The sequence below is a fragment of the Spongiactinospora gelatinilytica genome (assembly GCF_003236385.1).
Taxonomy (GTDB): domain Bacteria; phylum Actinomycetota; class Actinomycetes; order Streptosporangiales; family Streptosporangiaceae; genus Spongiactinospora; species Spongiactinospora gelatinilytica.
On sequence record NZ_POUA01000037.1, the window covers coordinates 15,527 to 32,100 of the forward strand.

General features: G+C 71.4%; 19 protein-coding genes and 3 tRNA genes. 9 read left to right on the top strand and 13 right to left on the bottom strand.

The annotated features are described in order from the left end of the window. Positions 1–94: 94 nt before the first annotated feature. The gene (locus C1I98_RS07590; protein WP_111166364.1) at positions 95–496 is read left to right on the top strand and encodes a hypothetical protein; all 402 of its coding nucleotides are present in this window, start codon (positions 95–97) and stop codon (positions 494–496) included. Here the strand turns inward: C1I98_RS07590 and C1I98_RS07595 are convergent. The 4 genes from C1I98_RS07595 to C1I98_RS07610 form a co-directional block, all read right to left on the bottom strand. Then, the gene (locus C1I98_RS07595; RefSeq protein WP_111166365.1) at positions 436–1,659 is read right to left on the bottom strand and encodes a serine hydrolase domain-containing protein; all 1,224 of its coding nucleotides are present in this window, start codon (positions 1,657–1,659) and stop codon (positions 436–438) included. The genes C1I98_RS07590 and C1I98_RS07595 overlap by 61 nt on opposite strands. Before the next feature lie 144 nt (positions 1,660–1,803). Beyond that, positions 1,804–2,307, bottom strand: a complete 504-nt coding sequence (locus C1I98_RS07600) for a hypothetical protein (RefSeq protein WP_199536789.1) — start codon at positions 2,305–2,307, stop codon at positions 1,804–1,806. Beyond that, on the bottom strand, positions 2,304–4,001 hold the full coding sequence (locus C1I98_RS07605; protein WP_111166366.1) for a PHP domain-containing protein: 1,698 nt from the start codon (positions 3,999–4,001) through the stop codon (positions 2,304–2,306). The genes C1I98_RS07600 and C1I98_RS07605 overlap by 4 nt, the downstream gene beginning before the upstream one ends. A gap of 203 nt (positions 4,002–4,204) precedes the next feature. After that, a complete protein-coding gene (locus tag C1I98_RS07610; protein ID WP_199536790.1) occupies positions 4,205–4,492 on the bottom strand; it encodes a hypothetical protein in 288 nt (95 codons plus the stop codon). A 509-nt stretch (positions 4,493–5,001) separates the two neighbouring features. Here C1I98_RS07610 and C1I98_RS07615 point away from each other — a divergent pair. Further along, positions 5,002–5,685, top strand: a complete 684-nt coding sequence (locus C1I98_RS07615) for a hypothetical protein (RefSeq protein ID WP_111166367.1) — start codon at positions 5,002–5,004, stop codon at positions 5,683–5,685. Positions 5,686–5,842: 157 nt separating this feature from the next. Here the strand turns inward: C1I98_RS07615 and C1I98_RS07620 are convergent, their stop codons facing one another. Then, positions 5,843–6,079 carry a sensor histidine kinase gene (locus C1I98_RS07620; protein ID WP_111166368.1) on the bottom strand — a complete coding sequence of 79 codons (237 nt, stop codon included), beginning with the start codon at positions 6,077–6,079 and terminating at the stop codon, positions 5,843–5,845. Positions 6,080–6,459: 380 nt separating this feature from the next. Continuing rightward, positions 6,460–6,654 carry a hypothetical protein gene (locus tag C1I98_RS07625; protein ID WP_111166369.1) on the bottom strand — a complete coding sequence of 65 codons (195 nt, stop codon included), beginning with the start codon at positions 6,652–6,654 and terminating at the stop codon, positions 6,460–6,462. 304 nt (positions 6,655–6,958) lie between these two features. On the opposite strand from C1I98_RS07625, the gene C1I98_RS07630 reads away from it, so the two are divergent. Further along, a complete protein-coding gene (locus C1I98_RS07630) occupies positions 6,959–7,780 on the top strand; it encodes an ArsR/SmtB family transcription factor (RefSeq protein ID WP_233507404.1) in 822 nt (273 codons plus the stop codon). 241 nt (positions 7,781–8,021) lie between these two features. On the opposite strand, the gene C1I98_RS07635 is transcribed toward C1I98_RS07630, so the two are convergent. The 3 genes from C1I98_RS07635 to C1I98_RS07645 all read right to left on the bottom strand — a co-directional run bounded on the left by C1I98_RS07635 (position 8,022) and on the right by C1I98_RS07645 (position 9,689). Further along, positions 8,022–8,636: a nucleotidyltransferase domain-containing protein gene (locus C1I98_RS07635; RefSeq protein ID WP_199536791.1), complete on the bottom strand. Its 615-nt coding sequence runs from the start codon at positions 8,634–8,636 to the stop codon at positions 8,022–8,024. A gap of 114 nt (positions 8,637–8,750) precedes the next feature. Continuing rightward, on the bottom strand, positions 8,751–9,083 hold the full coding sequence (locus tag C1I98_RS07640; RefSeq protein WP_199536792.1) for a DUF3995 domain-containing protein: 333 nt from the start codon (positions 9,081–9,083) through the stop codon (positions 8,751–8,753). A gap of 153 nt (positions 9,084–9,236) precedes the next feature. Further along, positions 9,237–9,689: a hypothetical protein gene (locus C1I98_RS07645; protein ID WP_111166371.1), complete on the bottom strand. Its 453-nt coding sequence runs from the start codon at positions 9,687–9,689 to the stop codon at positions 9,237–9,239. 80 nt (positions 9,690–9,769) lie between these two features. Between C1I98_RS07645 and C1I98_RS07650 the strand changes: the two genes are divergently transcribed. After that, positions 9,770–9,991, top strand: a complete 222-nt coding sequence (locus C1I98_RS07650) for a hypothetical protein (RefSeq protein ID WP_111166372.1) — start codon at positions 9,770–9,772, stop codon at positions 9,989–9,991. Positions 9,992–10,148: 157 nt separating this feature from the next. Here C1I98_RS07650 and C1I98_RS07655 read toward each other — a convergent pair. From C1I98_RS07655 to C1I98_RS07665, 3 genes are all read right to left on the bottom strand, one after another. Next, positions 10,149–10,223, bottom strand: a tRNA-Val gene (locus C1I98_RS07655). Positions 10,224–10,236: 13 nt separating this feature from the next. Then, a tRNA-Cys gene (locus C1I98_RS07660) sits at positions 10,237–10,307 on the bottom strand. A gap of 17 nt (positions 10,308–10,324) precedes the next feature. Next, positions 10,325–10,397: transfer RNA gene (locus tag C1I98_RS07665), tRNA-Gly, on the bottom strand. 130 nt (positions 10,398–10,527) lie between these two features. Between C1I98_RS07665 and C1I98_RS07670 the strand changes: the two genes are divergently transcribed. The 4 genes from C1I98_RS07670 to C1I98_RS07685 are packed head-to-tail and all read left to right on the top strand — an operon-like array spanning position 10,528 to position 14,726. Next, the gene (locus C1I98_RS07670) at positions 10,528–11,217 is read left to right on the top strand and encodes an ArsR/SmtB family transcription factor (protein WP_111166373.1); all 690 of its coding nucleotides are present in this window, start codon (positions 10,528–10,530) and stop codon (positions 11,215–11,217) included. Between the two features lie 57 nt (positions 11,218–11,274). Next, complete coding sequence (gene hutH / locus C1I98_RS07675) at positions 11,275–12,822, top strand: histidine ammonia-lyase (RefSeq protein ID WP_111166374.1); 1,548 nt, start codon at positions 11,275–11,277, stop codon at positions 12,820–12,822. Positions 12,823–12,840: 18 nt separating this feature from the next. Then, a complete protein-coding gene (locus tag C1I98_RS07680) occupies positions 12,841–13,896 on the top strand; it encodes a chorismate-binding protein (protein WP_111166381.1) in 1,056 nt (351 codons plus the stop codon). Then, positions 13,893–14,726, top strand: a complete 834-nt coding sequence (locus tag C1I98_RS07685) for an aminotransferase class IV (protein WP_111166375.1) — start codon at positions 13,893–13,895, stop codon at positions 14,724–14,726. Before C1I98_RS07680 ends, C1I98_RS07685 begins: the two co-directional genes overlap by 4 nt. On the opposite strand, the gene C1I98_RS07690 is transcribed toward C1I98_RS07685, so the two are convergent. Beyond that, positions 14,727–16,145, bottom strand: a complete 1,419-nt coding sequence (locus C1I98_RS07690) for an LVIVD repeat-containing protein (protein ID WP_233507407.1) — start codon at positions 16,143–16,145, stop codon at positions 14,727–14,729. It lies immediately after the preceding gene. A 47-nt stretch (positions 16,146–16,192) separates the two neighbouring features. On the opposite strand from C1I98_RS07690, the gene C1I98_RS07695 reads away from it, so the two are divergent. Then, positions 16,193–16,574 (top strand): DUF305 domain-containing protein (locus C1I98_RS07695; protein ID WP_146607323.1); only part of this gene is annotated, 382 nt, incomplete at its 3' end.

The following is a 16,574-nucleotide window of genomic DNA, read 5'->3' on the forward strand; positions in this document are numbered from 1 at the left end:
TAGAGCGGGTGGCGCGGGTCGTCGGACCAGAAGCCCGCCGTTCGGCTGGCGCGGGCTTTGCGAGTGCGGCTGGCGCGGGCCGCTGTGGGTGCGGGTGTCCTGGCCGGAACAGGCCGACCCGGACGCCTACCGGGTACACGTCCCCGACGCCGACCGGTACGGCACCGCGCCCGCCGAGATCACCGAGGAGATCGAGGAGGAGTGGCGGGCGCACGCCGATCCGGCCGACGCGCTGGACGAGGTCGCCCGCACCGCGGCCGCCGCCGCGGTGGCCGACCGGCGGCTGACCCGCGCGGTCCGTACGGCCCTCGGCTGCGGCGCCTCCTGGGCCGAGGTCGCCGCGGCGGCCCGGCGTGACCTTCCAGGCCGCCTACGAACGCTGGGCCCCCTTCTTCCCCGCCGCCGGCGGCTGACCCGCTCGCCTCGGCCTGGGGGTCAGAGGCCGAGGATGGCGGTGCGTTCGCGGGTGATGATCGATTGGATGTCGAGATCGTAGTTGCAGAGGATGATCCCCATCCAGCCGCGGTCGCGGTAGATCGTCCAGTTGGTGTTCCCGCCCCCGATGCCGCCGCCGTGCCCGGCCAGGAACCGGCCGCCGATCAGGCTCGTCACCACCCCGTACGCCGAGAACCCCTGCCCCGGCCGCTCACCCCCGCCGGGCGGGGTGGTGGGATATTTCGGGCTCAGGAAGAGTTCGGTCAGCGCGGGGTCGAGCAGCCTGCCGTTCAGCAGCGCCCGCGCGAAGGCGGCCAGGTCCGGGGCCGTGGAGAAGCCGCCGCCACCGCCCGAGCCGATCCAGGCCCGTGCCGCGTTGGTGCCCTTCCCCCCGTTGAGCACCGCGCCCTTGTCCAGGTTGCGGACGGCGTCCACCCGGGGCCCGTCCTCCTGCCACATGTAGGGATGCGCGATCCGCTCGTTGTTCAGCCAGTCCGGGCGGGTGTAGTACGCCGAGTCGGTCATCCCCGCGCGCCGGAAGACGTTCTCGGCGACGTACTCGTGAAAGGACCCGCCGCCGCCCACCTTCTCGACGATCTCCCCGAGGATGGACATGCCGACGCTGCTGTAGGCGTGGTCGCCACCAGGCGTGAACACCGGCTTGGCGGCCCGGTGGACCATCTCGCGCAGCGCCCTTTCCTCCTGCACGCTGTTGGTGATCCGGTCCGGCAGGTGAACATTGCTCTCCAGGCCGGAGGTGTGGGTGAGCAGGTGGTGGATCATCACGTGCCGGGCCGTCTCGGCCGGATAGCCGTCGAGGTGGTCGCCGATCTTGTCGGTGAGCTTGAGCCTGTTCGCCTGGACCAGTTGCAGGATGGACAGCGCGGTGAAGGGCTTCGAGGCCGACGCCAGGTTGAAGATGGTGCGGGCCCCGTTCGGGATCGCGCGCTCCTTGTCGGCCATGCCGTACGACCTGGACAGCACCGTGCGCTCGTGGTACTTGATCAGCACCGTGCCGGAGAACCCGTCCTCGTCGGCCAGCTTTTTGAGAAACCTGTCGTAGGCCCCGCCCGGGCGTACGTCCCCAGGGATTCCGCCGTTGCCCGCGGACTCCTCGGCGGCGGCCGGTTCCGCGAACGCCGTCACACCGCCCGCGGTGAGCGGAACCGCGCCCAGCAGGCCGAGCGCGACCCGCCGTGAAGGATGAGCCTCTGCTGAAGTCATGCGGATGCCTTTCCGAAAGCCGATGGGCGAAAAGGGACCACGGGGGCCGGAACGGTGCAGCCCGCCCCGGCCCCGTGATCACCCATCGAACCGCCCGGCGTGTTTCCGCACTGTTTGCGTGTACGCGGCCGAGGCTCCGGAGGGTCAGTGGTCCGCGCAGCAGGGCGTCGGGTCCGGTACCTCGAAGGGGGCCACCCGGCCGCCCGCCACCGGCACCGTGACCAGCGTCAGCAGGCCGTCCATCCACTGCGGGCGGACGAAGTCACGGGTTTCGAGTCCCGTCCCAGGCTCCGGCGGCGGGCCGCCGAGCCCGGTCACCCGCTCGATGGCGCTCAGCGCGATCACCTCGCCGACCGTCAGCGTGCCGGTCAGCCTCTCCACGCCGGGATAGATCACCGCCCTGCCGGACCGGCGGGCGGCGTGCTCGGCGGCGGCGTGCCCGGCCGCCTCCCGCAGCTCGGCCGCGGTCACCGGCAGGCCGGTCGGCGGCTCGCCGCCCGTGGCCAGGCTCACCGCCACGTGCGGGAACGGCCGCCGCACCAGGTGCGTGCAGGCGACCAGGCCCGGGAGGCCGAGCGGGCGCACCGCGTGGCGCAGCCAGTGCTCGGCGTCCCGGTCGGTACGGTGCCCGAAACTGAGCCCGATCAACTCGGCAGGACCCAGATCGGGTTGGCGTAGAACCACAGGTCCTCCCACGGGTCGGCGGCGCCCGCCACGTCCAGCGCGGGCCCGGCCGGGTCGACCGCCGCGCCCATCAGGCCCGGCGCGCCGCGCTTGCCGTCCGTACCGCGGATCCGGAAGTAGAACGGCTCGCCCGCCCGCCCGAAGGAGTAGGTGAACGACACCCGGCCGGTGGCCTCGCCGACCTCGAAGGACTTGACCACCCGCGCGGTCGGGGCGGTGAAGGTGTCGCGGTCGGCGACCGGTCCGGTCACCTGCCCGGCGATCACATCGACCCGGGCGAGCCTCGGGACGAACTGCGACCAGTTGGGCGTGGTGGCCAGGTCGATGTCGATGGTCACCTCCACCTTCGCGCCGCGCCGTGCCCGCATGACGCCGCCCAGCGGCGTGCCGGAGTGCCCGCGCCGGTCGCCCTCGTGCCGGGCGCGGACGTCCAGGCCGCCGATCAGGCCGCCGTGGTCGACCCAGACCCGCCCCGCGCGCAGGCCGTCCATCACCGCGCGGTGATCGAACGACGTCGCGCCGACGTGCGTGCGGCTGTACTGGCCCGGCCAGTAGTCACCGGCGTCGGTGAGCACCGGCCCGTACACCGGGTCGGCGTGCCTGCCGTCGCGTTCGAAGTCGGTGCCGGGACCGCGCCGGGAGGTGTCCAGGTGGTTGACGTGCGAGTCGGAGTTGGCGCTGATCCACCACGGCTTGCCCTCGGCGAGCAGGCTGTCCCATAGCCCGCCGACGGTCGCGGTCATCCAGTCGAAGCCGCCCCAGGTGCGGTAGCTCTCCAGCGGGTAGCCGGGGAAGGAGCCGGGGGAGGGGTTGTTGTCGTAGTAGCCGCGGGCCCGCCCGCCGGTCGGCCGGGGCAGCCCGGCGGCCTGGTGCCCGGGCGCGCCCTCCATGCCGATCGCCACCGAGGGGTCGGCGTCGCGCCAGGCGCGGATCTCGTGCGGCGAGTCGATCCCGCGCCGCGCGGGGTGGTTGGCCAGGAAGAGCGCGCCTTCGACACGGCGTCTGCGCACCTGCTCGCCGAGGAACTTGATCCCCGCGATGGCCAGCGCCTCGTTCGCCGGGGTCGAGTCGCCTGCCCCCTTGACCGAGCCGTCGTAGGCGTTCTCGAACTCCTTGAGCACCGCCACCTCGTTGCGCCCGGGGTGGACGAAGACGGTGGCGTGCTCGGCGGCCGGGATGTTCCACTCCAGGCCCTGGTAGATCAGCAGGCCCCTGAGCTCGTCGCGGGCGGCGCGGATGTCGGGGTTGACCTTCTCCACGCCGATCCTCGCGTGCGCGGCCCCGCCGTGGTCGGTGATGACCATCCAGTCCAGGCCGTAGGCGTGCGCGTGCCTGGCCTGGTCGATGACCCGGTACTGGCCGTCGGAGCTGTACTGGGTGTGGATGTGGTGGTCGCCGGCGAGCCACCGGTATCCGCCCCTGCCGCCGTGGTGGCCGTGGCCGTGGGCGCGCGCCGCGTCCGGGGCGGCCAGCACGCTCGTCGCGGCGGCGGCGCCGGCGCCGAGCAGCCCGGCGCGGCGCAGGAAGCCGCGGCGGGAGGCGTCGGCGGGGGACAACTCGGCGTCCGGGACCGACAGGTCGAGCACCGGGGGGACGTCCGCGTCCGCCGTGCCCTGGTCCAGGTCGTGGTGGTGCGGGTGAGGGTGACCGTGACCCATGTGCTGTGCTCCCTTTGGGCGATGGCCCGTGCTGCTCGGTGTAGGCGCGAAAGGCGCCCGAGCCAATCTCATGGGGCACGGGGAACGATAGGTGTTCGGACCACGGCCTACGGGCGAACAGGATCTTTCCGGTACGAACCGATCGGCGAGTGGTCTTCATGGGCGGGTGTCGTCGTCCTGGGCGAAGTGGGGTAGCTCGTCGCTCAGCAGTCGCTCGGCGCCACCCTCCAAGAGCTTGGCCTCTCGGTCCAGCGGGGCAGCATCGTCTCCTCGTGATCGCGTACGGCGTCGGCGACGGTGGCCGAACGGGCCAGGGCGAGGGCCGGGTCGTGCTCCCAGGTCTGCGGGACGGGCAGCGCGAAGATCGGGCGGTCGATGTAGGGGCCGTCGTTGTCACCGATCAGCCGGCTGGTGCTCCAGGGGTACTTGTGCGGTGGTCCAAGACCTCGATCCCGGCCTTCTTGAGGAGCCTTTCGGCGGAGGGACGTCACCCTCCTCGGCGAACTTTCAGAGATCGAGCGGCGACGTCCGGGGGGCCGCCGCCAAGAATGTCCGGCGGGCCGCGCGAGCGTGGTCAGGCGGCCACTGCTCGCTGATGGCGGCGGTCTGCGGCCGTACGAGGCCGGCGGCCACCTGCCGCCGGGCTGATCGCGGGTTCCGCCCCCGGAGCATTCTCCCCGCCGGGCTCCTGTCCCCCCGCGTGCGGTGCGGTCGTGCATTGTCAGGCAATGTCGCTCACTATCGGGCAGGTGAAATATGTCTCGGTCTGCCAGGCGTGCATCGACGTCCTCCCAAACGTCCGCGTACCCGCCGCGCATCAGCACGCGGATCTCAGCGGCGCGGTGAGAGCGATGCCGAGCCGTCAGCAGTGTCCGGAAGCAGCAGCTTGTGGCCGCCGTGTCCGGCCGTCGAGTACAGAGGCGCTGCCGATGGACTTCCAGGGCCCCGGAAGCACTCCAGGCGCGCCGCGCGGGGACCGTTCGTGAAACTCGCTCAGTGTATGGAGCACGTGGTGGCCGCCGCAGGCGCGCTGATCGGCGGGACGGTGGTGTCGGTCGTCACGTCCGGCGAGGGCGCGCTCGGCTTCGTGTCCCTGGTGGTCGTGCCGGGGTTGCTGATCGCGCTGTTCGTGGTGCCATGGCTGTCGGCGGCCCGCCCCGGCGGCCCGCGCCGCGCGGGTCTGTGGGCCGCCGTCGTCCTGGGCGGCGGGTCGCTGCTGCCGGCCGTGATCGCGCCGAAGTTCGCGCTGCTGCCGGTGTTCATCGCCGCGCTGTACCTGACGATCGCAGGGCCGCCGGCCCTCTCCGGCGCCTGCGTGGCGGCGATCGCGGCGGTCAGATCGATGTGCCCGCGGCGGATGTGGGCACGCTGGTCGTGGACCTGGCTGCTGGGCGCCGTGGCGACCTACGGGTACGGCCTCACCCACTTCAACGACGGGATGCTGGACGTCAAGGACGGTGTATGCCGCGTCACCCCCTCAGGCGAGCGGGTGACCTCCCGTGGCACGCAGACCCTGCTGCCACTCGGTGACACCTCCTGCGGAGCCGACACCGTCCCCGGGTTCGTCAACCCGCTGCTGGCCGTGCTGGCCGTACTCCTTGCAGTGTCCGCGACGGGATGCATCACCGCGCGGGTACGCACTGAGCGGAGGCGACCATCGATTCCGCCGCCCACGAACCGGTGATCTCTGCCGTTACCGTGTCGCGCCAGGCCACGTCGCGGAGCTCGACCAGGGCCTTTTGCGACTGCTGGTGTGCCTCGGCCAGCAGATCACGGGCGTCCTGGCCGTCCGTGGCGCGTCGGGCGCGCCCGATGAGCGTGCCCAGCGCGACCAGTTGCTGCTAGACGCCGTCGTGCAGATCCCTTTCTATCCGGCGTCGCTCCTCGTGGACGGTCGTGAGGATGTCGGCTCTGCTCTCCGACAGCCGGGCGATGCGCAGTTCGTACTCCTGGCGGGTGGGGCCGAGGCAGCGCAGCGCCGGCCTGCGCTCGAACGCGGCGACGGCGGCGAGCCCCTGGAGGTCCAGGAACAGCAGTACGCTCCCGGCGATGACCAGGTAGCCGATGAGGTACGGCATCGGCCTAAGCCGGCGACGATGTCACCGGTGATCCACCCTGTCGGAATGGCGACGGTGGCGGTCAGGCCATAGCCCAGGAGCAGGAAGAGAATGAGCGCCAGGAACCCCAGCGGCGCACGCAGCCCCAGGTAACCGACCGCCTGACCGGGGCCGTAGGCGGTACGCACACCGCCGCCGAGGAAGCGCGCGAGGCGACGCTGCTCCAGGTCCGTGAGCGTGCTGGACAGGTTCGCGATCCGGCCCGTCAGGGGGCGTCGCCGGGTGGCGGCGGCCAGGGCGGCAGGTGCCACCGCGAGGAGAAGGAACACCGCGACGATCGCGGTCATGCCGCCGAGCAGCAGGCCGGTGCGGTGCGCCTGGCGTGGGAAGCAGTGACGCCATCACCCGGAAGAGCCTATGCGCGGTCGCCGGCGGCGCCTGATGGATGCGAGGCGCATGACGATGACAGCGGCGGCCATCAGGGCGGATGCCGCCGGCAATACCACCAGTGCGGGCCACACGTAGACAAGCTGCCGCCAGTTGTGATCGACTCCGAGCGCGAGCATGATCACCGGAAAGCACACCACCAGCGCCACCGTCAGCAGGTAGGGGAGCAGCCGCAGAGCGGTGATCCAGACGGGGCGGCCGGCGCGTCTTATCGATCGATGGTCTGCGGGGTCATGGTGGGAGCCGGTGCCGGGACCCCCGAGAGCACGACCAAGTGCACCGCGGCCGTGATCCGAGGCATGAGAGAACGCTAGAAGGCGCCCCGGCGCAGGACCATGTGGTTCGCTGCACACTCACCCTGGGGAAAACCTCAGTTGATCTCTGGCAACTGCATGCCTTGACAGGCAGCCATCCGGCTGCCTAAATTAAAGGCAGCCGGATGGCTGCATATCGATGAACGGCGACCTGGGGGCGAGGGCGGGCATGGACGAGGTGTTCAAGGCGTTGGCCGATCCGAGCCGGCGCGCGCTGCTCGACTCGCTCAACGCCCGCAACGGGCAGACGCTGCGCGAGCTGTGCGCCGGACTCGACATGGCCAGGCAGTCCGTCAGCAAGCACCTCGCGGTGCTGGAGGAGGCCGGGCTCGTCGCCACCGTGCGGCGGGGCCGGGAGAAGCTGCACTACCTCAACGCCGCGCCCGTGCACGAGATCGCCCACCGATGGATCAGCCGCTACGACCGGGCCAGGGTCCAAGCCCTGGCCGACCTGAAACTCGCCTTGGAGGAGACCCCGATGGACGCACCGACCTTCGTCTACACCACCTACATCCGCACCACCCCGCAAAAGCTCTGGCAGGCGCTGACCGAGCCCGCCTTCACCCGCCGCTACTGGGCCACGGAGTTCAGTACGGACTGGTCCGTCGGCTCGCCGATGACCTGGGACAACCACGGCGTGCTGATCAGCGACCCGGAGCAGGTCGTGCTGGAGGCCGAACCGTACAGCCGGCTCTCCTACACCTGGCACGCGATCACCCCTGAGCTCGCCAAGCGCTTCGGCTGGGACGAGGAAACGCTCGCCCGGCTGTCCGGCGAGCCCCGCTCGAAGGTCACCTTCACGATCGAGGAGGGCGCCCAGGTCGTGAAGCTCACCGTCGTACACGACGGCTTCGAGCCCGGATCGGCCCTGGCCGAGATGGTCAGCCACGGCTGGCCGAACGTGGTGGCGAGCCTGAAGACGCTGCTGGAGACCGGCGAACCACTGCCGGACGACGCGTGACCTCCTCCTGGTCGATATGGACGGCCGGGACGATGCGCCGGCCGGCGCGGATGGCGGGGTCACGGCGTACTCACCCCCGGGGGCGGCGAGCGCGAGGAGGACCTGCGGGATGTAGTTCATGAACTGTCGCCTATGGGCCCTCGCCGACGCCGTCAATGCGTGGAGATCCGCCACTGTCCGGGAGACGCATGGTCGAAACGCGCGGCGGCGACGGCGGCGGCATGGCGGCGCAGCGTCCACCTCATGGATCACGGCGCAGGCGCTCGCGCCACGAATGTGTGGTGTGCTCCATCTCCAGAGCCTCGTCCAGCCAGCGCCGCTGCCCGTCGCTCAGCAGCGGGAGCGCCTTCTCGAAATCGGTCTCGTCCTTCGGCCGCCTGCCCTTGGCCTTGTAGAGCAATTGCACCTCCGGGGCAAGCCGGTGGAAACCGTCCTCCTCGACGGTCAGCCCGGCCAGCGGGCGGCGGATCCGAGGGTCACGCCGGTAGACCCACTCCTCCCCATCGGCCTCGTCCAGCATGAGCTGGAACCGCCATGGCCCTTCCGGATGCTCGCGCACCCAGATGTCGTGCGCCGACTCGGGCAGCACCTCCTCCAGCGCCCATGGCCGCAGCGTCCGGGGCACGACCGCGGCGTGGACGTCCCAGTCGTGCAGCAGCCGCCGCACCGCGAGCTGGTCCCGGCGCAGCAGCGCGATGTCCACGTCCTCATGCTCGCGATACGGACGGCCCACGGCCAGCTCGATCGCGTACCCACCGGCCACCCACCACGGCGCCGCCAGCCCGCGCATCAGCGCGACGACCTCGTCAAGCGGCGCGGCTTCCCATGGCCCCCACGGCGTCTCGATCCTCATCATCGCGCCATCATGCGTGATCACCGACCTCCGCTGGACCGAGAGGAGACGTACGAGGGTTCGGAGGAGTCGCGGCCTCTACGCCGATCCACAGAAGATCCCCAGATCTCCTCCGGATCAGGTCCTGCTGAGGCGCCATCCACTCACTGCCCGGCACGTGCCCCAGAGCAGGAAGAACGGCGACCACAGCAGCAGGTCCCACCACGCCGGGTCACGGGCCAGCGCCCGGTGCTCGACGGGTGGGGGGCGCAGCCCGGTCAGCACCGCCGCGTCGCCGACGAAGCCGAACCCCAGAACTCCCACTGATCGGGCGATCATGAAAGCCCCCAGCGACCAAAAGATGACCAGCAGCAGGCGGCGCGGAACGCCCGCACTCCAGGGTCGGAGGGTGAGCAGCGCGACGATGACACCGACCGCCGCGGCACCGGCCAATACCCAGTGGCTCGCCACGAAAATCGGGTCACGCGCGAGCAGGCGCGCCCGCGCTTCGGGGGCAGCGGGTCCTTGTCGGCCGGCGCGGTGGCCCCCAGCGCCTGCGCGAGCTTCATCGATCCGTAGGCCACGCAAAGCGCCGCCGCCCCGTACCCGCCCAGCCGCGTCCAATCAGTGCGCGACACGTCTCGTCCGCACCACATTGGACCGGAACATCTCGGCGGCCGGCGCGACAGCGACGAGTCCGACGACGCCGTGGTTCCACTGCCAGCCCACGCCGATGCCGATGAACCCGTCCAGGATCGTGATCCCCTTGCCGCCGAGTACGGCCAGCAGCAGCACGGTCAGCATGAGCCACATCAACGTTCTGGGCACCCTGCGGCCCCGCGCGGTGACCGTGGCGAGGGCGATGCACGCGCCCAGCACGCCCGACGCGGTGGCGAACCATTGCGCCAGGGCCGGGTCGAGGAAGTAGCTGTCGGTCTCTGCGGCCGACACCGGCGGACCGCCCGGGAATCCGAGCCGGGCCTGCAGAGCGAAGACGGCCTTCCCGGCGGCATAACCGAGCAACATCAGCGCCACGACGTACGCCGGCCAGCATTGCGAACGATCGGAACCCATCATGGCTCGACCGCAGAACCGGCAGGCTCGGCATTCCTCCCGTAGGTGAGGGAGGGGCTTCCCCCATTCGGGGGAACCGCCGCGTGACGGAGCACACCTCGTCGAGCTTCTCGGCACGCGGCGCGATCACCAGGATCGCGCTGGTGCTCATCAGTCGGGGTGATCTCGGGAATTGCGCCGACGAAGTCGTCAATGACAACGATGGCCGTCTCTGGTGCGCCCATCGCCACGAGCCCAGTGTTCATGACGCTGATTTCTCTTTCGTCATGCCGGCGCCGTGGATCTTGACACTCATGCATGGATGATAGCCGCGCCAAACGAGCCGCTTCGATCGGGCCACAGCGCGGAGTACGGCTCTTTCGCCCGATTGCCCGCAACGGACGACGTCCGCCCCGATCTCCCCGGCGGGTGATCAAAGAGCTTGCGCATCGGGGACCGCAGACGCGCTGCCCGCGGAGATGGTGGTGGGCGATACTGGGATTGAACCAGTGGCCTCTACCGTGTCAAGGTAGCGCTCTCCCACTGAGCTAATCGCCCCGGATGTCATCGGAGGTGGAGACGGGATTTGAACCCGTGTACGCGGCTTTGCAGGCCGCTGCCTCGCCTCTCGGCCACTCCACCGGGCAAGGCCCTGTCCGAGCGGACGACGGGATTCGAACCCGCGACCCTCACCTTGGCAAGGTGATGCTCTACCAGCTGAGCCACGTCCGCGTGGGTGCGTCGCCGGGCCGGGGCCCGGGGCGGTGCCACGGCATGAACTCTAGCGAATCGCGGGCGAGTCCCCAAACCGGCGGCGACACTTCGATACCGGCGCAACCATGCCGGCGTTACGTTGTGCGGTATGGACGCTGAACCGTTCGCGAAGGACGCGGACATCACCAAGGTCGCCGGGTTGATGGCGGACGCGACCCGGGCGGCGATGCTGACCACGTTGCTGGACGGGCGGGCGCTCGCCGCCGGGGAGCTGGCCAGGGCGGCGGGGGTGAGCCCGCCGACCGGGAGCGCGCATCTGGGGCGGCTGCTGGACGGCGGGCTGGTGACCGTGGTGAGTCAGGGGCGGCACCGGTACTACCTGCTGGCCGGGCCGGACGTCGCGGCGGCGCTGGAGGTGCTGGCCAGGATCAGCCCGCGGCCGGCCGTACGGTCGCTGAAGGGCGCACGGCAGGCGCGGCTGTTGCGCGACGCGCGCACCTGCTACGACCACCTGGCCGGGCGGGCCGGGGTGGACCTGCTGGACCGGCTGGTGGCCGCCGGATGCCTGCTGGACCGGGGCGGGCGTTACGACGTGCCGCAGGCGGGGGAGGCGATGTTCCTGCGGCTCGGGGTGGACGTGCCGGAGGCACGGCGGGCCCGCCGTAAGTTCGCGCCGTCCTGCCTGGACTGGACCGAACGGCGGCCGCATCTCGGCGGGGCGCTGGGCGCCGCGCTGACCGGGCGGCTCATCGAGCGTGGGTGGTTCGAGCGCGGGCAGGTGAGGAGGGCGCTGCGGATCACCGATAAGGGCAGGGTGGGTCTGGCAACGCTGCTGTAAGGGGCTAACATGCCATACGCAGGTTACGCGGCGTTCGATGCGAAAGAGTGACTCCCTATGCGTGACAACGAGGTCGTCGAGATCGGGCCTGGCCCGCTGGATCCGGCCGACGTGGTGGCGGTGGCGCGGCGCGGCGCCGCCGTACATCTGACCGACGACGCCGTGGCGGCGATGGCCGCCGCCCGCTCGCGCGTGGAGGAACTGGCCGAAGGCGCCGTCCCCGCGTACGGCGTGTCCACCGGATTCGGCGCGCTCGCCAACCGGCACATCGCCCCCGAACTGCGGGCCAAACTGCAGCGGTCGCTGATCCGCTCGCACGCCGCCGGATCGGGGCCCGCGGTGGAGATCGAGGTCGTCCGGGCGATGATGCTGCTGCGGCTGAGCACGCTCGCCACCGGGCACACCGGCGTGCGGCCCACCACCGCCAAGACCCTCGCCGGGATGCTCAACGCGGGCATCACCCCGATCGTCCACGAATACGGCAGCCTGGGGTGTTCGGGGGACCTCGCGCCGCTCTCGCACGTCGCGCTGGCGATGATGGGGGAGGGGCCGGTCATCGACGCCGCAGGCCGTACGGTGTCCGCCGCCGAGGCCCTGAAGCAGGCCGGCATCGAGCCGGTCGAACCCGCGGCCAAGGAGGGCCTCGCGCTGGTCAACGGCACCGACGGCATGCTCGGCATGCTGGTGCTCGCGCTCGCCGACCTGTCGATGCTGCTCACCACCGCCGACATCGCCGCCGCGATGAGCGTTGAGGCGCTGCTCGGCACCGACTACGTCTTCGCCGCCGACCTTCAGGAGCTGCGGCCGCACCCCGGCCAGGCGGCCAGCGCGGCCAACCTGCGGGCGCTGCTCGCCGGTTCCGGGATCATGGCGGGGCACCGCGACGGCTCGTGCACGCGGGTCCAGGACGCCTATTCGTTGCGCTGCGCCCCGCAGGTGGCCGGCGCCGCGCGCGACACCCTCGCCTACGCCGCCACCGTGGCCTCCCGCGAGCTGGCCTCCGCCATCGACAACCCGGTGGTGCTGGACGACGGGCGGGTGGAGTCCAACGGCAACTTCCACGGCGCGCCCGTCGCCTACGTGCTGGACTTCCTGGCCATCCCGGTGGCCGACGTCGCCTCGATGTCCGAGCGGCGCACCGACCGGTTCCTCGACGTGGCCAGGAACCACGGCCTGCCCGCCTTTCTGGCCGACGATCCGGGCGTCGACTCCGGCCACATGATCGCCCAGTACACCCAGGCGGCGGTCGTCTCGGAGCTGAAGCGGCTGGCCGTACCGGCCAGCGTGGACTCCATCCCCAGCTCGGCCATGCAGGAGGACCACGTGTCCATGGGCTGGTCGGCCGCGCGCAAGCTGCGCCGGGCGGTGGACGGCCTGACCCGCGTGCTCGCCGTGGAGATCCTCACCGCCGCGCGCGGCATCGACCTGCGGAGCCCGGCCACGCCCGCCCCGGCGACCGGCGCGGTCGTCGCGGCGTTGCGCCAGGAGGTGGCCGGGCCCGGCCCGGACCGGTTCCTGGCGCCGGAGATCGAGTCCACGGTACGGCTGGTCGCCGACCGCACCCTGGTCGCCGCGGCCGAGTCCGTCACCGGGCCGCTCAACTAGGAGCGGGTGCGGCGCGACATGTCGGGTTGGCGGGACAATTGCCTGGGGGATGGTTCCTTTGCCCACATAGGCGGGCTTGTCGCGACGCGGCTGCGTGACGTCACCACCGACCTGTCCGCGCTGGACGGCGCCGGTTGGTGGGCCGTCGTGGTCACCTATGAGGGCAAGGTCACCTGCGCCCGGTTCGACGACGTACGGCCCGCCCCGCCGGGCCCCCGCCTGGCCGCCGGGCGCGAGCCCTGGCGGGGCCCCGAGCCCGGCGCATGGCACGGTTCGCTCGACCAGGCGGCATACGAGGCCGGGGTGGAGAAGATCCGCGCCTACATCGAGCAGGGCGAGGTCTACCAGGCCAACCTGTGCCGGGTGCTGTCCGCGCCGCTGCCCCGCGCCGGGCGCGATCCGCTCGCGCTGGCCGTACGCCTGGCGGAGGGCAACCCGGCCGCGCACGCCGCCGCCATCGCGCTGCGCGGCCTGACCGTGGTCTCGGCCTCGCCCGAGCTGTACCTGTCGCGGGACGGCGACCTGGTCGAGTCCCGCCCGATCAAGGGGACCGCCCGCACCCCCGAGGGCCTGCTGGACAAGGACCGCGCGGAGAACGTGATGATCGTCGATCTGGTGCGCAACGACCTCGGGCAGGTGGCCGAGGTGGGGTCGGTCGCCGTGCCGGACCTGTGCCGGGTGGAGGAGTACCCGGGGCTGGTCCACATGGTCTCCACGGTCCGCGCCCGGCTCGCCGCCGGGCAGGGCTGGCCCGAGCTGTTCGCGGCGACCTTCCCGCCGGGCTCGGTGACCGGCGCGCCCAAGTCGTCCGCGCTGCGCATCATCAACGAGCTGGAGCCCGAGCCCCGCGGGCCGTACTGCGGCGCCGTGGGATGGGTCGACGCCGACCGGCGGAAGGCGGCGCTGGCCGTCGGCATCCGCACCTTCTGGTTGGAGGACGACCAGATCCGGTTCGGCACCGGAGCCGGAATCACCTGGGGCTCTGACCCTCGGGGAGAATGGCGGGAGACCGAGTTGAAGGCGTCCAGGCTGATCGCCCTGGCGTCGTACCGCGAAACTGGAGGCGTCACATGACGACACCCGTATGGGTCAACGGCGAGCTGCTGGACCCGGCGCGGGCCACGATCTCGGTCTTCGACCACGGGCTGATGGTCGGCGACGGCGTGTTCGAGACCGTCAAGAGCGTGTACGGCCGGCCGTTCGCGCTCACCCGGCACCTCGACCGGCTCGCCCTGTCCGCGCGCCGCCTGGGCATCCCCGAGCCGGACACCACGGCCGTCGCCGAGGGCGTGCGCGCCTGCCTGACCGGCGCCGCAGCGAGCTGGCCGCTGGCCCGCATCCGCATCACCCACACCAGCGGCAACGGCCCGCTCGGCTCCGACCGCGGCGACGACGGCCCGACCACCGTGGTGATCGCCGCGGAGCAGCGCGCCTTTCCCGCAACCGTCGACGTCACCGTGGTGCCCTGGCCGCGCAACGAGCGCGGCGCGCTGACCGGCGTGAAGTCCACCTCCTACGGCGACAACGCCAAGGCCCTGGCGTACGCCAAGGAGCGCGGCGGCGGCGAGGCGATCTTCGGCAACCTCGCCGGCGACCTCTGCGAGGGCACCGGCAGCAATGTGTTCGTCGTGACCGGCGGGCGGCTGATCACCCCGACGCTGGAGTCGGGCTGCCTGGCCGGGGTGACCCGCGCCCTGGTCCTCGCCTGGTTCGGCGGGGAGGAGGAGGACGTGCCGCTGACGGCGCTCGCCGAGGCCGAGGAGGCGTTCCTGACCTCCACCACGCGCGACGTCCAGCCGGTCCGCCTGGTGGACGGCGTGGCCCTCCCCGCCGTTCCCGGGCCGGTCACCACCAAGGTGATGGAGGTCTTCGCCGAGCGCTCCGCGGCCGACCTGGACCCGTGATCACTTCCCGTACGATCGCTGCGTCTGCACGTTGAAGTCCTCCATCCGCACCCGCTTGGCCGGATCGGTCAGCGGATCGTCGATGTCGATGACGTCGAGCCCGTGCGTGATGTCGCTGGAGTAGATTTGGCCGTTGTAGTAGTACGCCGACCACGACCCGCCGAAGGAGTCGCCCTCCTTCAGCGGGCCGCGCTCGAAGAAGCCGATCTCCTTCGGCTTGCCAGAGTCGGTGAAGTCCCAGATCGACACCCCGCCCTGGTACCACGCCTGGACCATGATGTCCTTGCCCTCGACCGGGATCAGCGAGGCGTTGTGCGCGACGCAGTTCTCGCCCTTCCCCTGTTCGCGCGGCATCTTGAAATACGAGCGCAGGGTCAGCTTGCCGTCCTTGAGGTCGTAGATCGCGTTGCCGCCCTTGGTGACCGGGGTGGCGCTGTCGCAGGTGGCGGTGCCGCCGCCGCCCAGCTCGTCGGTGAACACGATCTTGGAGGCGTCGTCGCTGAAGGTCGCCGAGTGCCAGAGGGAGAAGTTCTTCTCGTCGCTGACCTGCTGTAGCACCTTGGGCCGTACCGGGTCGGCGATGTCCAGCAGTACGCCGTCGCCGAAGCAGGCCGCGGCGGCCAGGTCCTTCTCCGGGTAGGCGGTGATGTCGTGGCAGCCGCCGGCGACCATCTCGTCGCGCTTGTGACCTTTCTCGAAGACCATGGGCTCGGCGACGACCTTCGCGGACGTCGGCTCGGCCACAGGCACCTCCACGATCGAGATCGTCTCGTGCGGCGGCGCGCAGCTCTTGGAGTCGGGGATCGGCCCCGGCGAGGACACATAGAGGTAGACGGTCTTGCCGTCGTCGGACGGGATCGTGGTGTGCGTGTGCGAGCCGCAGGCGGTGGCGACGGAGGAGACGTACCGGGGCTTGGCCCGGTTCTTGATGTCGAAGATCCGGATGCCCTCCCAGCCCTCGTCCGGCTGGCCGGGGGCCTCCTCGCTGGCACAGGACTCGTCCGAGCGGGGTTCGTCGATCGACAGGAAGAGCAGGTCCCCGCTGACCGAGATGTCGTTCTGCCCGCCCGGGCACACGACCTGGCTCACGGTGACGGGCTTGGCCGGGTCGCGAATGTCGTAGATCGTGAAGCCCTCGTAGTTGCCGACGAACACATGGTCGCCCTGGAACGCCAGGTCTGTCCCCCAGGACTCCTCGCCGTCGAACGGCTTGGCCGGCCGGACATTCGTCAACAGTTTGACGTTGGCACTGGTCCGCACCTCGCCCACGGCGAGCGCACCGGGCGTGCCCTGGCTCGTGGCCTGCGACCGGGCGGAGCCGGGCTTCGCCGCCGGTCCTGGATCGGCCGTGCAGCCCGCCATCACCAGCAGTGCCGTCATCGCCGCGGCCGTCCCGCCGGCCGATCGCGCAGTGATCACAGTCTCCCCATCCGAAGTGCCGATGAACGTGCCCCAGTATGGAAGCTATGTCGGCGAGATGGGGAACTCGGCGGGTTTCGGCCGCCCTTGTACTGGTATCGGTCCTCGCCGGATGCTCGGGCCGGCCGGCGGAGGAGCGTGGCGAGCCGCTGACCGCGGGCTCGGGTGCACCGGTCATCGTCCCGGGCGAGCCGGGCGGGAGCGGCCGTACGGCGACGCCGGGGGAGCGCCTGGGCGATTCCGGCGCGCGGACCTCCGCCGCCGACATCACGTTCGCCGAGTCGATGATCCCGCACCACCGCCAGGCCCTGGAGATGGCCGCGCTCGCCCCCGCGCGCTCGGCCGATCGCAGGCTCCTCGCGCTCGCCGAACGCGTGACCGTGGCCCAGGGGCCGGAGATCCGGGCGCTCGCGGGGTGGCTGCGGGGGG

Bases quoted from the DNA above. Each gene is read 5' to 3' on its own strand.
- C1I98_RS07595 (WP_111166365.1), bottom strand. From the start codon at position 1,659: ATGACTTCAGCAGAGGCTCATCCTTCACGGCGGGTCGCGCTCGGCCTG.
- C1I98_RS07605 (WP_111166366.1), bottom strand. From the start codon at position 4,001: ATGGGTCACGGTCACCCTCACCCGCACCACCACGACCTGGACCAGGGC.
- C1I98_RS07615 (WP_111166367.1), top strand. From the start codon at position 5,002: ATGGAGCACGTGGTGGCCGCCGCAGGCGCGCTGATCGGCGGGACGGTG.
- C1I98_RS07620 (WP_111166368.1), bottom strand. From the start codon at position 6,079: ATGCCGTACCTCATCGGCTACCTGGTCATCGCCGGGAGCGTACTGCTG.
- C1I98_RS07630 (WP_233507404.1), top strand. From the start codon at position 6,959: ATGAACGGCGACCTGGGGGCGAGGGCGGGCATGGACGAGGTGTTCAAG.
- C1I98_RS07635 (WP_199536791.1), bottom strand. From the start codon at position 8,636: ATGATGAGGATCGAGACGCCGTGGGGGCCATGGGAAGCCGCGCCGCTT.
- C1I98_RS07645 (WP_111166371.1), bottom strand. From the start codon at position 9,689: ATGATGGGTTCCGATCGTTCGCAATGCTGGCCGGCGTACGTCGTGGCG.
- C1I98_RS07670 (WP_111166373.1), top strand. From the start codon at position 10,528: ATGGACGCTGAACCGTTCGCGAAGGACGCGGACATCACCAAGGTCGCC.
- hutH (WP_111166374.1), top strand. From the start codon at position 11,275: ATGCGTGACAACGAGGTCGTCGAGATCGGGCCTGGCCCGCTGGATCCG.
- C1I98_RS07680 (WP_111166381.1), top strand. From the start codon at position 12,841: ATGTCGGGTTGGCGGGACAATTGCCTGGGGGATGGTTCCTTTGCCCAC.
- C1I98_RS07685 (WP_111166375.1), top strand. From the start codon at position 13,893: ATGACGACACCCGTATGGGTCAACGGCGAGCTGCTGGACCCGGCGCGG.